This is a genomic window from Thiogranum sp., assembly GCF_058323355.1.
On sequence record NZ_JBTTIO010000062.1, the window covers coordinates 11,980 to 25,740 of the forward strand.

General features: G+C 58.3%; 16 protein-coding genes. 1 reads left to right on the forward strand and 15 read right to left on the reverse strand.

The annotated features are described in order from the left end of the window. Positions 1-3: 3 nt before the first annotated feature. From ACW81B_RS09250 to efp, 15 genes are all read right to left on the reverse strand, one after another. Positions 4-903 carry a RodZ domain-containing protein gene (locus ACW81B_RS09250; RefSeq protein ID WP_491579936.1) on the reverse strand — a complete coding sequence of 300 codons (900 nt, stop codon included), beginning with the start codon at positions 901-903 and terminating at the stop codon, positions 4-6. After that, on the reverse strand, positions 893-1,663 hold the full coding sequence (gene pilW, locus ACW81B_RS09255) for a type IV pilus biogenesis/stability protein PilW (RefSeq protein WP_491579937.1): 771 nt from the start codon (positions 1,661-1,663) through the stop codon (positions 893-895). The genes ACW81B_RS09250 and pilW overlap by 11 nt, the downstream gene beginning before the upstream one ends. After that, complete coding sequence (rlmN, locus tag ACW81B_RS09260) at positions 1,663-2,763, reverse strand: dual-specificity RNA methyltransferase RlmN (protein ID WP_491579938.1); 1,101 nt, start codon at positions 2,761-2,763, stop codon at positions 1,663-1,665. Before rlmN ends, pilW begins: the two co-directional genes overlap by 1 nt. A 233-nt stretch (positions 2,764-2,996) precedes the next feature. After that, positions 2,997-3,191 carry a Fe-S cluster assembly protein IscX gene (gene iscX / locus ACW81B_RS09265; RefSeq protein WP_491580038.1) on the reverse strand — a complete coding sequence of 65 codons (195 nt, stop codon included), beginning with the start codon at positions 3,189-3,191 and terminating at the stop codon, positions 2,997-2,999. An 18-nt stretch (positions 3,192-3,209) separates the two neighbouring features. Then, positions 3,210-3,548, reverse strand: coding sequence for an ISC system 2Fe-2S type ferredoxin (fdx, locus tag ACW81B_RS09270; RefSeq protein ID WP_491579939.1), 339 nt, complete (start codon positions 3,546-3,548; stop codon positions 3,210-3,212). Between the two features lie 12 nt (positions 3,549-3,560). After that, positions 3,561-5,435 carry a Fe-S protein assembly chaperone HscA gene (gene hscA / locus ACW81B_RS09275; RefSeq protein WP_491579940.1) on the reverse strand — a complete coding sequence of 625 codons (1,875 nt, stop codon included), beginning with the start codon at positions 5,433-5,435 and terminating at the stop codon, positions 3,561-3,563. A 3-nt stretch (positions 5,436-5,438) separates the two neighbouring features. Further along, positions 5,439-5,987 (reverse strand): Fe-S protein assembly co-chaperone HscB, encoded by a 549-nt coding sequence (gene hscB, locus ACW81B_RS09280; protein WP_491579941.1) that lies wholly within the window; start codon positions 5,985-5,987, stop codon positions 5,439-5,441. Positions 5,988-6,008: 21 nt separating this feature from the next. Continuing rightward, positions 6,009-6,332, reverse strand: coding sequence for an iron-sulfur cluster assembly protein IscA (gene iscA / locus ACW81B_RS09285; protein ID WP_491579942.1), 324 nt, complete (start codon positions 6,330-6,332; stop codon positions 6,009-6,011). A 13-nt stretch (positions 6,333-6,345) separates the two neighbouring features. Then, a complete protein-coding gene (locus ACW81B_RS09290) occupies positions 6,346-7,566 on the reverse strand; it encodes an IscS subfamily cysteine desulfurase (RefSeq protein ID WP_491579943.1) in 1,221 nt (406 codons plus the stop codon). 38 nt (positions 7,567-7,604) lie between these two features. Continuing rightward, on the reverse strand, positions 7,605-8,753 hold the full coding sequence (locus tag ACW81B_RS09295) for a cysteine desulfurase family protein (RefSeq protein WP_491579944.1): 1,149 nt from the start codon (positions 8,751-8,753) through the stop codon (positions 7,605-7,607). A gap of 19 nt (positions 8,754-8,772) precedes the next feature. Continuing rightward, positions 8,773-9,261 (reverse strand): Fe-S cluster assembly transcriptional regulator IscR, encoded by a 489-nt coding sequence (gene iscR / locus ACW81B_RS09300; protein WP_491579945.1) that lies wholly within the window; start codon positions 9,259-9,261, stop codon positions 8,773-8,775. 215 nt (positions 9,262-9,476) lie between these two features. Then, positions 9,477-10,316, reverse strand: coding sequence for a serine O-acetyltransferase (cysE, locus tag ACW81B_RS09305; protein ID WP_491579946.1), 840 nt, complete (start codon positions 10,314-10,316; stop codon positions 9,477-9,479). Positions 10,317-10,375: 59 nt separating this feature from the next. Beyond that, positions 10,376-11,116: an RNA methyltransferase gene (locus ACW81B_RS09310; protein WP_491579947.1), complete on the reverse strand. Its 741-nt coding sequence runs from the start codon at positions 11,114-11,116 to the stop codon at positions 10,376-10,378. Positions 11,117-11,135: 19 nt separating this feature from the next. After that, positions 11,136-12,116 carry an EF-P lysine aminoacylase EpmA gene (epmA, locus tag ACW81B_RS09315; protein ID WP_491579948.1) on the reverse strand — a complete coding sequence of 327 codons (981 nt, stop codon included), beginning with the start codon at positions 12,114-12,116 and terminating at the stop codon, positions 11,136-11,138. Positions 12,117-12,120: 4 nt separating this feature from the next. Then, positions 12,121-12,690: an elongation factor P gene (gene efp / locus ACW81B_RS09320; RefSeq protein WP_491579949.1), complete on the reverse strand. Its 570-nt coding sequence runs from the start codon at positions 12,688-12,690 to the stop codon at positions 12,121-12,123. A 42-nt stretch (positions 12,691-12,732) separates the two neighbouring features. Between efp and epmB the strand changes: the two genes are divergently transcribed. Beyond that, positions 12,733-13,737: an EF-P beta-lysylation protein EpmB gene (gene epmB, locus ACW81B_RS09325; protein ID WP_491579950.1), complete on the forward strand. Its 1,005-nt coding sequence runs from the start codon at positions 12,733-12,735 to the stop codon at positions 13,735-13,737. The last annotated feature ends 24 nt before the right edge of the window (positions 13,738-13,761 follow it).

Sequence of the window (13,761 nt, forward strand, 5' to 3'; positions counted from 1 at the left end):
GATTCAGTGTTCCAGTTTGATACGCGCGACCTTGCCACGCTGGTACGGGGTAATATCAAAGGGTTTGCCACGCCACGTCATCTCCACCCCCGGGGCATTGCCGAGCAGGATATCGATCGGGGGTTGTGCCCTGACGGTACGTTCAGTTCCCGCGTGCTGTGTGCCGACAACCAGTTTACGTTCCCTGGATGTCATTTCCACCCAACTGTCCTGGCTGAAACGCAATGTCAGTTCTGCCGGCCCTGCCGCTTGTTCAGTCTCCGGCGCTGTCGTCGCAACCGCCTCGTTCAACGAGGCCGGAGGAAGTTCGATGGTTCCGGACCTGCTGTCATCTCCGGACCTGCTGTCGTCAATGCTATTGTCTACCGCTGACGCTGATGCTTCGCTGCCACCCTCTGCGGGCAAGGACAATGCACCTGCATCAGGTGCCTGGCTGTCTGTCAACGGAAGCTGTAACGTATTGTCTACCGGTTGACTGTCCCGACCGGACCACAGGCGCTCCAGTGCCGGTGCGCCGTACAATACCAGTACAACCAGTACCAGCAGGACAAGCCCCCAGACCATTACACGCCCAACCGGAACAGACGGCACGCGGTAAGGCTTGCGCGCAGTCTGCCGGGGAACCGGGCGATGCTCCACCGCCTGCGGCAGGCCGGCAACCAGCGCAACATCATCCAGTCCGACATAGCGTGCGTAGGAACGAACGTAACCCCGAACAAAAGCAGCAGCCGGCAACGCTTCCTCATCGCCTGCCTCAAGCGCCTGAATGATTTCAACCCGCAGATGCAATTCCGTGGCCACGTCGTGCAGCTCCTTACCGGCATCCTCACGCGCCTTTGCCAGACGCTTTCCAATCGCTGTCAGGGCGCTGTCAGCAACATTTTCCGTGCTGTCATCGACCACTGTGCGTACGCTCCCATTCAACCAGCAGTTGGGCCTCTTCAGATTCGGGGTAACGGTTTTTCAACAACAAGGCGTAACTGGACAGCGCATCGCGGTCACCGAGTTTATCTTCCGCTTGCACACCGAGCCATAAAAATTCCGGGGTCAGAGGGCCAAGTTCCTGCAAGCGCTGCAGGTAAGCACGCACGCCCAGCCAGTGCTTGCGTGCAAAACTGATACGCGCCATTTCACGCAGTGCAGGCAGATACTTCGGATTCATGCCCAGCGCCTTGCGGAAATACTTGATTGCACTGTCCTGCCTTGAGTGCCGGGCTGCGCACAATCCTGCATTGGTCAGGGTGATTTCCGGTTGACCGTACAACGGGTCTTTCAGTGCCGTGTCAAACATCCGGCCGGCCTCGTCATATCGCTCGTTGCGACACAAAAACTGGCCGTAATTGTTTAACGTAATAGAATCTTTCGGGTTCAGGGAAAATGCTTTCCGGTAGTGCTTCTCTGCCAGTTTTTTCTCGCCAAGGCGCTCGTAGAGCACAGCGATCGCAGAATGCGCCGGCTGATAGGAGTGATCCTGCCGCAGTGCTTTCTTCAGTTTGTCCAGTGCAGACTCGTACATGCCTTCGCGCATATATTCGACACCCAGCTGCGTATTGACACTGGCGGGTGTCTGCCGCCCCCCGGCACTGCGGCTGTCTGATCCTGTCGTAGTACAGGCTGTCAGCAGCAGCACCAGTATCCACGCCATCATGAGCCGATTCTTCATTACGATATATCCCCTGATACTTCGATTGCCATTCGCTCGCGGCGTCGTGTGCGGTCTGCGAAGTCTCCTGCCAGCTGACCGCATGCCGCGTCGATATCCTCGCCGCGCGTCTTGCGGGTTATCGTAACAATGCCCGCGTTGTGCAGAATATTTCTGAAACGCTCAATCTGCTGCACGCTGCTGCGCCGGTAACGCGTGTGCGGGAACGGGTTGAACGGAATCAGGTTGACCTTGGACGGCACCTTGCGCAGGCGCCTGGCCAGTGCACGGGCGTGCTGGTCACTGTCATTGACGCCATCCAGCATGACGTATTCTATGGTGACCCGACGCCGGCCCTCACCTACGTAGTCCGTGCATGCCTGCAGGACTTCATCGATGTGATACTTGATATTGAGCGGTACCAGTTTATTGCGCAGCTCATCATCCGGTGCATGCAACGACAGCGCCAGCGAGATATCCGATTCCTCGGCCAGGCGCTTCAGCCCCGGCACAACACCTGCTGTACTGAGCGTGACACGCCGTTTGGACAGCGCGTAGGAAAAATCATCCTGCATCAGCGATACGGCGACCATTACGTTATCGAAATTGAGCAGGGGTTCGCCCATACCCATGAAAACCACATTGGACACGGGTAGCATGTCATCTTCAGCCAGCAAGCGCGAAGCTGTCCACAGCTGGCCGATGATCTCCGCGGCGCCGAGATTACGGTTGAAACCCTGCTGCGCGGTCGAACAGAAACTGCAATTGAGCGCGCAACCCACCTGCGATGAAATACACAGGGTGGCACGTTCCGCCTCGGGGATGTAGACGCTTTCGATGCGGTTGCCGTCGTCCAGTTCGAACAACCATTTGCGCGAACCGTCAGCCGACTTCTGATCGGCGGATACTTTCAGGCCACGCACTTCGGCATCCTGCTTCAGGCTGTCGCGCAGCTTCTTGCTGAGATTGGTCATCTCGTCAAAATTATCGACGCCCTGCTGGTAGATCCACTTCAACAACTGCTGGGCGCGGAACGGCTTTTCGCCACGCGCAGCAAACCATTCGGCCAGTGCCGGACGATCGAAATTCAACAAATTGGTCTTGTCTGCCGTGCTGTCCACGTGGGGTCTGCGCCTCGCCGGCCTACCGCGAAAGTAAAATGCCGGGAAATCTGAAACTTAGCTAATAAAGCTGAATCGGGTAGTGTACCTGTTCCGGACCTGAACAGGCAATCGGGGACAGCGGCGCACCGCTGGCGGTGCAAATCCACAACCCTCTCGGTCGAATCAATGCAACCAATTAATATTTATACGAATATTTTCCAAAAAGACGGGCAGCAGGCAGAAGCAACGGGCTACTCACGTTCCTCGATCCAGGCCATCTGGATGGCCTCGAGGATCTTTTCGCCGGAATGTTCAGGGTCATCGTCAAATTCATCCAGCCCGATCACCCACTCGCGCAGCTCGGTAAAGCGTACTGTAGCCGGGTCTACATCCGGGTGTTTTTCGTCCAGCTCAATGGCAATTTCGAGTGAATCGATCCATTTCAGTCCCATGACGCCTGCCCTCTAGTGATTCTCGCTGACCATGTTGATGGTGTATTTGGGTATTTCCACCACCAGGTCTTCATCTGCAACTTTTGCCTGGCAACTCAGGCGTGAATCCGGGTCCAGACCCCAGGCCTTGTCGAGCAGGTCGTCCTCCGTTTCATCGGACGCTTCCAGCGAATCGAACCCTTCCCGCACATACACATGGCAGGTGGTACAGGCGCAGGACTTCTCGCAGGCGTGTTCGATCTCGATGCCATTGGCCAGCGCGGCGTCACAAATCGTGGTGCCGGGGTCTGCTTCAATCACTGCGCCTTGCGGGCAGATCTCTTCATGGGGCAGGATAATAATCTTTGGCATAGTTCGTTTGCTCTATTTGAATTCGTCGACAGCGTGACCGGTCATGGCCTTGCGGATATTGGCGTTCATGCGGCGATCCACGTACACACTGCTCGCGGCCTCGAGGTTTTCGATAGCCTGTTTAATCGCACGATGGTCATCTCCGCCGCGTGTCTCGCGCAATGACTCAACGGCCGCATCGATCTTCGCCCGCTCCTCGTCACTGAGAAACTCGTCACCATCCGCACTGAGTGCTGCATGGATAGCTTCCAGTACACGATCAGCCTCCACCTGCTGTTCGCGCAGGCGTCTCGCGTCCATATCATCCTTCGCGTGCTCCATGGAGTCGCGCAACATGGTCTCCACCTCGGCATCCGTCAGCCCATAGGACGGCTTGACTTCAATATGTGCCTGCACACCACTGGTTTCTTCACGCGCGGTAACACTCACCAGTCCGTCAGCGTCGACCTGAAAGCTGACCAGGATGCGTGCTGCGCCAGCTGCCATGGGCGGAATATTACGCAATTCAAAACGTGCCAGCGAGCGGCAGTCCTCAACCAGTTCGCGTTCACCCTGCACCACGTGCAGGGCCATGGCCGTCTGACCATCCTTGAACGTGGTAAATTCCTGGCCGCGCGTGACCGGGATGGTGGTATTGCGGGGAATAATCTTTTCCGTCAGCCCGCCCATGGTTTCAATGCCCAGTGACAGCGGAATAACATCGAGCAACAACATTTCATCATCCGGCTTGTTGCCGGCCAGAATATCGGCCTGGATAGCCGCACCGACAGCAACCACCCTGTCAGGATCAATATCCACCAGCGGTTCACGTTCAAAAAACTCACCCACACGAGAACGCACCTTCGGCACCCGCGTGGAACCGCCTACCATCACCACCTCGGAGATATCTTCGCGATCGATGCCCGCATCGCGCAGGGCGCGGCGGCAGGGTGCCAGGGTCTTTTTGATCAGTGGCTCAATAATATCGCCCAGCTGCACACGGGTCAGCTCGCCCTTCCAGGTACGACCGTTTTCGAGGTTCAGTTCTATGGCGGCCTGTTCCGATTCGGTGAGAATTTCCTTGACACGACAAGCTTCCTGTAACAGCCGCCGTTGCAGACCATGATCCGGACTGCCATGGATTCCGGCCTGCTGCATCAACCATTCAGCAATCAGGCGATCCATATCATCGCCACCCAGCGCACTGTCTCCCGCCGTGGCCAGCACTTCGAACACCCCCTGGTTGAGACGCAGTATCGACACATCGAACGTACCACCACCCAGGTCATAGACCACAATGACACCATCCGAATCCTTGTCGAGACCATAGGCCACGGCGGCCGCGGTCGGCTCATTGAGCAGACGCATGACATTTAGGCCGGCCAGCTTGCCGGCGTCCCGGGTTGCCTGGCGCTGGGCATCGTCGAAATAGGCCGGTACGGTGATCACAACACCGGTCAGCTCACCGCCCAGTGTCGACTCTGCGCGTTCGCGCAACGCCTTGAGGATTTCAGCTGAAACCTGCACCGGGCTCTTGTCTCCCGCCACGGTGTGGATCAACGGCATACCGGAATCGGCGGCAACAAATTCATAGGGCAGTTCGGTACCGAGACGCTTTATGTCATCAACACCACGCCCCATGAAACGCTTTACGGAAATAATGGTGTTCAGCGGATCTTCAGCCGCCTGCTCGCGGGCAGCCAGCCCGACATCGACACTGCCGTTTTCACGGTAGTGCACCACGGAGGGTAAACGGTGCCGACCGTCCGTGTCCGGCAGCGTCTCGGCCACAGCATTACGCACACTGGCAACCAGTGAGTTGGTGGTGCCAAGATCGATACCCGCCGCCAGACGGTGCTGGTGCGGCGCAGTCGACTGGCCGGGTTCAGAAATCGTTAGTAATGCCATAGGTCAGAGCAGTTCGTCTTCCAGATCGGCTTCCAGTTCCTGCACTTCGTTCTGCAGACGGGTAAAAAACTGCATTTTCTGCACCAGCGCAACAGCCTGTTCGACATCGCCGTTGTCGGCATCGAGCACTTGCGCCAGTTCGCTTTCCAGCGCTTTATACAGCGCGCCAATCTCCCTGGCCAGCCCGTCGAGTTCGGCCAGCGGGTCATCGGCCTCGCGAATCTCGCCAAGCCGTTCACGCAACGCCATCTGCTGCATGAGAAATGCCGGGTCGGCCTGCATGGTCTGCTGGTCGTTGATCGTGCGCCCGCGCAGTTCCAGCAGGTAACGCGCCCGCTTCAGGGGATTTTTCAGCGTCTGGTAGCCTTCATTAATGTGCGTGGCATGCTGCATGGCAATGCGGCGCTCCTGTTCACCGGCGCTGGCAAACCGGTCGGGATGGACGCTGCGCTGTAAATTCCGGTAGTGCACATCCAGTGCCGCCCGGTCCAGGGCGTACTGCTGTGGCAGGGAAAACAGTTCAAAAAAATTCTGCGTCAGTAGCGACGACATGGAAGATACCCCGCCGCCAGGCTAGATGGTGAAGCTTTCGCCACAACCGCATTCGTCCTTGACGTTGGGGTTGTTGAATTTGAAACCCTCGTTGAGGCCTTCCTTGCCAAAATCGAGCTCGGTACCGTCGATATACAGCAGACTCTTGGGGTCAACGACAACTTTCACGCCGTGATCCTCGAACACCGTATCTGTGTCATCGATCTCGTCCACAAACTCCAGCACGTAGGCCATGCCGGAGCAACCGGAGGTGCGCACACCAAGACGCAGGCCCACGCCCTTGCCCCGTTGTTCAAGAAAGCTCTTGACGCGTTCCGCAGCAGCTTCTGTCAGGGTAATCGGCATCTTGCATGACTCCTCAGTGCGCGGCCCACTGGACGGAATCCAGATCAATGCCATCCTTGTACATTTCCCAGAGCGGGGAAAGGTCGCGCAACTTGCCGATCTTTTCATGAACCAGCTTGATGGTGTAATCGATTTCTTCTTCAGTCGTAAAGCGACCGATGGTGAAACGAATGGAACTGTGTGCCAGCTCATCGTTGCGCCCGATCGCACGCAGCACATAGGACGGCTCCAGACTGGCGCTGGTGCAGGCCGAACCGGATGATACCGCCAGGTCCTTGAGCGCCATGATCAGGCTTTCGCCCTCGACAAAGTTGAAACTGATATTGAGGTTGCCCGGGATACGGCGGTCCAGGTCACCATTGATATAGACTTCCTCGATGTCCAGGAAACCTTCGTACAGGCGATCGCGCAATCTGGCGAGGCGGATATTTTCCTCAGCCATTTCTTCCTTTGCAATACGGAAAGCTTCGCCCATGCCAACGATCTGGTGAACCGGCAGTGTACCGGAGCGCATGCCACGTTCATGACCGCCACCGTGCATCTGCGCTTCCAGACGCACACGCGGCTTGCGGCGCACAAACAGGGCGCCCATACCCTTGGGACCATAAATCTTGTGCGCCGAGAAGGACATTAAATCCACTTTCATATTCTGCAGGTCGATGTCCACCTTGCCGGCGCTCTGGGCGGCATCGACGTGAAACACAATCTTGCGATCGCGGCAGATTTCACCAATCGCAGCAATATCCTGGATGACGCCGATCTCGTTGTTGACGTGCATGACGCTGACCACAGTGGTGTCTTCGCGCAACGCCGCCTTCAGCTTGTCCAGGTCCAGCAAGCCATCGGTTTCCGGGTCCAGGTAGGTCACCTCGAACCCCTCACGCTCCAGCTGGCGACAGCTGTCCAGTACCGCCTTGTGTTCGGTCTTGACGGTGACAATGTGCTTGCCCTTCTTGGCGTAAAAGTGCGCGGCACCCTTGATCGCCAGGTTATCCGATTCGGTTGCGCCACTGGTCCAGATAATTTCTTTCGGGTCAGCGTTGACCAGTGCCGCCACGTTGCTGCGCGCTTGTTCAACGGCATCGTCAGCGTCCCAGCCGAAACTGTGCGAACGCGAAGCCGGGTTACCAAACTTGCCGTCCGGGGTCAGAAAACTGCACATCTTTTCCGCAACACGCGGGTCAACCGGTGTGGTCGCAGAATAATCGAGATAGATTGGCGTTTTTACAGTCATAAGTTCTTACACCTGAAATAAAGTCATGTTTGTCCGGTTCACCAGCCGGCAGCCTGCCCGGCCTTCTGAACCCACTGCAGTTGTTGCCCAAGCTGGCTCAACACTGCATCGATATCCTGTTGCGTGGTATCACGCCCCAGGCTGATACGAATAGCGCCACGCGCAATATCCGGCGCTATACCCATGGCCAGCAGTACATGGCTGGGTTCGTTGTCAGCACTCGAACAGGCCGAACCGCTGGATACAGCGATGCCGGCTCGATCAAGCTGCATCAACAGGGTTTCACCCTCGATGCCTGCGACTGCCAGCTGCACAGTATTCGGCAGGCGCGGCGCCTGCTGTGCAAAAATGGTCACCTGCGGATAGCCACCCAGACCGGCCTCCAGTGCATCACGCAGTACACGTAACTGCTCGCGACGCTCATCCAGTTGCTGTAACGCCAGCTCCGCCGCCACACCAAACCCGACAATACCGGCGACGTTTTCTGTCCCGGCGCGCAAGCCGCGTTCCTGACCACCGCCATACTGAAGCGGGGTCAGCTCCAGCGACTTGTCGAACACCAGTGCACCAACGCCCTGGGGCCCGTATATCTTGTGTGATGACAAACTCATCAACTGCGCGCCACTGGCGGCGAAATTCACCGGTAACTTGCCTGCCGCCTGTACCGCATCGGTATGCATGACAGCGCCCGCAGCACGTGCGCGTTCGGCAATCGCGGCGATATCCTGGATAACGCCGGTTTCGTTGTTAGCCATCATCACCGACACCAGCCGGGTGTCAGGGGTAATGTGCTGCTGCAGTGCATCTGCGGTCACCCGGCACTGCGCATCCACGGGCAGCCAGTCAACCTGCCAGCCGGTTTCCGCCAGTTGCTTTGCCGTTTCCAGCACCGACGGATGTTCTATCGAGCTGACAGCAATACGTGCAGGCCTGTGGCCAGCCGTTACCGCGTGCAGGGCCAGGTTATTGGCCTCGGTGCCGCCGCTGGTAAAAATCACCTGGGATGGCTGTGCGCCCACCAGCTGCGCCACCTGCTCACGTGCATTATCGATCATTGCCCGGCGGGTACGCCCAAACTGATGCGTACTGGACGGGTTACCCGGCCAGCCTTCCATACAGGCCAGCATGGCATCCCGCACCGGCCCGGCAAGCGGCGTCGTGGCGTTGTAGTCGAGATAGCATTTCATACCTGCCGTCCCTTCCTCGTCAGAGCGACTCCGCCGCCCGTCCTGTATGCACAACGTCAACCGTCAGTTCCTGTTTCACATCCTTTTCCGCTTCATCACGCACTGAAGTCCCCTGCTCGACCAGCTGGGCCAGTGAAATACTGCTCAGGAATGTGAAGATCTGCTCACTGAGCTCTGTCCACAAATCATGGGTCAGGCAGCGTTGTCCGTCCTGGCAGTTCTCCTGACCGCCGCAACGTGTCGCGTTGACACTTTCGTCGACCGCCGCGACCACATCGGCAACTGCAATGTCTGTCGCATCACTACTCAACAGGTAACCGCCACCCGGTCCACGGGTACTGGATACCAGCCCGTTACGGCGTAAACGCGTGAACAGTTGCTCCAGATATGAGAGCGAAATACCCTGACGCTCGGAAATCGCCGACAGCGTGACCGGACCCTGATTCGCGTGCAGCGCCAGATCCAGCATCGCCGTGACGGCATAGCGACCTTTACTGGTCAATTTCATACGAGCCTGCCTCGTTTCAACCCTCGGAAAACCTTGCTAAAGTGCCATAACTGAGTAAAACAGTCAAGAATTATCAACCCGCTGAAAACAGGGGTTGCCGGCCATGCGCAGACAAGACATTGATACACAGGGACATCCCCCGAAACCGGCGCTCAGCGCCGTCAGCTGCCAGCAAGCGCCCACCCCGGACGAGGCAGGCTCGCTGACAACACGCGTCAATCGGGCTTGCCACTGCCGCCGGGCTTTTCCGCGGCATCCGTTTCCGGCTCATCATCCCCGGTTACGACAGGCGGCACCGTGCGGGCCGTCTGGCTGTCCAGTTCACAGGGACCGAGATCCGGCATCTGCATGTCCGCCACCTCGGCACCGAGACTTTTCAGGCCACGGCACATGTCTTCCAGGCGCTTGTCCATCACGTGAATATGGTCGAGCATGCTGTTGATGGCACTGGCAACCGGATCAGGCATGTCCTGGGTACTGCCGTAGGCGTCGAAGCCCATTTTTTTCGCAATCGCCTCACGGCGCTTCTGCTGGTCGGAAATACTGCCACCCACCACCCGTCCGGGCACACCGACGACCGTCGAACCTTCGTGAACATCCCGCACCACAACGGCATTTGAACCGATGCGCACATCATCGCCGATATGAATCGGACCCAGCACCTTGGCGCCGGCACCAATCACCACATCATTGCCCAGCGTCGGGTGGCGTTTGCCTTTTTCCCAGCTGGTGCCCCCCAGTGTGACACCGTGGTAGAGGGTGCAATCATCACCGATTTCGGCCGTCTCACCAATGACAACGCCCATACCATGATCGATGAAGAAACGCCGGCCAATGGTGGCGCCGGGATGGATTTCAATACCGGTAAACAGGCGCGCGACATTCGCCAGCACGCGCGCCAGCCAGGGCAGGCCGTTGTTCCACAGAAAATGCGTGAAGCGATGCATCAGCACCGCGTGGAAACCCGGGTAGGTCGTTATGACTTCAAAACGGGTGCGCGCGGCCGGGTCGCGATCAAATACGCAGTCCAGATCTTCCCGTAATCGCTCCCACATACATCACCCGGCCTGAAAGATAGCGGTTCATTATAGGCAGCTGGAGCCAGTGCGCCAATTCACGCCCTGTTACCCGGGGTTTTGCGGTTCACGGCGGTAAGAATTCCGCGCAGGATATTCACCTCGTTGTGATCCGGCCGGGCACGGTTAAACAGGCGGCGCAGGCGGCGCATTAACTGGCGTGGGTTATCGGGGTCAAGAAACTCCAGCTCGACCAGCGTCTGCTCAAGATGCTGGTAAAACTGCTCCATCTGCCGGGCCGTAGCGTAATCCGTGTCAACATCCGGCTGCGCCCCCCCCGCAGCCGTCAGAGCGGCCATACGCAACTCGTAACTGATCACCTGCACAGCCGCCGCAACATTCAATGAGGGATAGCCGGGATTGACCGGGATCTGCACAAGGTAGTGACAGAGGCTCAGCTCTTCATTGGTCAAACCGGTGCGTTCACGACCAAACAGGATAGCCGCCTTGCCGGTAGCCGGGTGGCTGCGCACCTGCTCCGCGCAACTGCGCGGCTCCAGCATCGGTATCGGTAATGCGCGACTGCGCGCACTTGCACCGATCACCAGCGTAGCGTCAGCGATTGCTGCATCGATAGAGTCAAACTGTTGCACAGCGGCAAGCAGATCGTCTGCGCCGGCGGCCCGCGCCGTTGCTTCGGCACAGGGAAACTGTTTGGGACTGACCAGCCTCAGGTCATCCAGCCCCATGTTTTTCATGGCCCGCGCAGCTGCCCCGATATTCCCGGGATGGCTGGTTTCAATCATCACAATCGCAGGCTGCAGCATCGCGTCAGTCATGGCTTGTAGTGGCATCCTGTCACACCCGGCCAAGATCAAACGGCATCACGGTTCCGATCGAAGCAGCGCCCGAAGCCACCATCAGCAGCCGATCGACACCCAGCGCCACACCGCTGCAATCCGGCAAACCATGCGCAAGCGCGTCGATCAGCGCATGATCGATTGGCATTTCGGCCTGCCCCTGTTGTGTACGGCGCCGGTTGTCAGCAATAAACCGTTGCTGCTGTTCATCCGCATCCGCCAGCTCATGAAAACCGTTGGCAATTTCAATACCGCCAACATACAGTTCAAAGCGTTCCGCCACCAGGTATTCACCGTCGCGCAGACACGCCAGAGAGGCCTGGGATGGCGGATAGTCGTACACAAACTGCGCCGCCGGACCGAGCCGGGGTTCCAGCCAGTGTGTCACGATCAGGTCGAGCCAGCCGTCCCTGTCCGCCTTATCCAGCGCGGGCAGTGCCTTGCCGAGCTGCTGGAGCGCGAACTGCCGGAATGCGCCGCTATCATCGCACCACGGATCAAGCCCGGTTCCCTCGATAAACCAGTCCCGGTAACTGATGCGCACAGCCGGGCTGTAGTCAACAACCCCGTCCAGCACCGAAGCCATGAACTGGTCCACTTCATCCATCAGCGCATGGTGGCCAATACCGGGTCGGTACCATTCCAGCATCATGAATTCAGGATTGTGGCGCGTCCCGTACTCACCATTACGGAAGACGTGCGCGAGCTGGTAGACCGGTCCACTGCCCGCTGCCAGCAATCGCTTCATGAAAAACTCGGGGGAACTGCACAGGTAAAGGGATTTTCCTTCCGCTGCACCTGGCCCGGTGTAGCGGGTGTGAAAGGATACTATCGCCGGATCGGTCGTTGCAGCAGACGACAACGCCGGCGTATCGACCTCCAGCACATCCTGCTCACGAAAGAAATCCCGGATACGCGCCAGCAGTGTCGCACGCATCCGCAGCACATCATTGCCGGTGCCGGGACACCAGTCGCTCACAGGTTCAGTCTTTGACACGGCCGACGTATTCGCCGGTACGGGTATCGACCTTGACGATTTCACCGATATCGATAAACAGTGGAACACGCACCACGGCTCCGGTTTGCAATGTTGCCGGCTTGCCGCCACCGCCCGAGGTATCGCCGCGCACCCCGGGATCTGTTTCTGTCACTTCCAGTTCGACAAAGTTGGGCGGCGTGACACTGATCGGTACGCCGTTCCACAGGGTGACCTGGCAGGTATCCTGTTCCTTCAACCATTTTTTCGCCTCGGCCACCGCCGCTTCACCGGCGGCAATCTGTTCGTAGCTGTCCGGGTCCATAAAATGCCAGAACTCGCCATCGGTATACAGGTACTGCATGTCGGTTTCCATGACGTCTGCCGCTTCCACCGTTTCGCCGGATTTAAAGGTACGCTCGATAACACGGCCGGTCTTCAGATTGCGGATTTTCACCCGGTTGAAGGCCTGGCCCTTGCCTGGCTTCACAAACTCGTTTTCAATGATGGAACAGGGGTCGTTGTCGAGCATGATCTTCAGACCGCCCTTGAATTCATTCGTACTGTAGGTCGCCATGGAGCACCTTGTATTGTCAATATCGGGGGAAACAGGAGCCGTATGATACCGCGAAGCCTGCAACGGCAACAGACACCCCTGTGGCAAACGCTGATGGGACAATGCATCACGGACGTGGAGACCTTGTGGCAAATGCTGGATCTGCCACGGGATCTGCTGCCCCAGGCAAAAAACGCCACACGGCAGTTTCGCCTGCGCGTCCCGGCCGGTTTCGTGCAACGCATGCGCAGGGGTGACCCGGCCGACCCCCTGCTCAGGCAGATATTACCCGTTGGCGAGGAATTGCAGGACACACCGGGCTATGTCGCCGATCCGCTTGAGGAGCTGGTCGCCATGCCGGTTCCCGGTCTGCTGCACAAATACCCGGGTCGCGTGCTGCTGACGCTGACCGGTGCCTGCGCAATCAACTGTCGTTACTGCTTCCGCCGTCACTACCCCTACAATGAGGCCAATCCGGGCCGCGAGCACTGGCCGGCCACGCTGGACTACCTGGCGCAGCGTGAACAGATCAGCGAAGTCATCCTCAGTGGCGGCGACCCGCTGACGCTCAGCGATTCCCGCCTGGCCGGCATGGCTGAAGACCTGGCATTGATCCCGCATATCACCACCCTGCGGTTGCACAGCCGGGTGCCGGTGGTCGTCCCGGAACGTGTCGACAGCGCGCTGCTCAACTGGGTAACAGAAACCCGCTTGCGGGTGGTTCTGGTCATTCATTGCAACCACGCCAGTGAAATCGATACCGCGGTGAAAAACGCCATGCAACAACTGCAATCCGCCGGTGTCACCCTGCTCAACCAGTCCGTCCTTCTGCGCGGCATCAACGACAATGCGGAAATTCTCTGCGCACTTGGCCAGCGCCTGTTCGATGCGGGCGTTTTACCCTATTACCTGCACCAGCTGGACCGGGTTCAGGGTGCCGGGCATTTCGCCGTTGGCGATGCGGAAGCACACCAATTGATAGAAAAAATCCGTTCTGTATTACCGGGTTACCTCGTGCCAAGGCTGGTTCGGGAAAGTCCCGGGGAAAGCGCAAAAACACCGCTTTGATGCGCCCCCGCCCATAAACCCGCC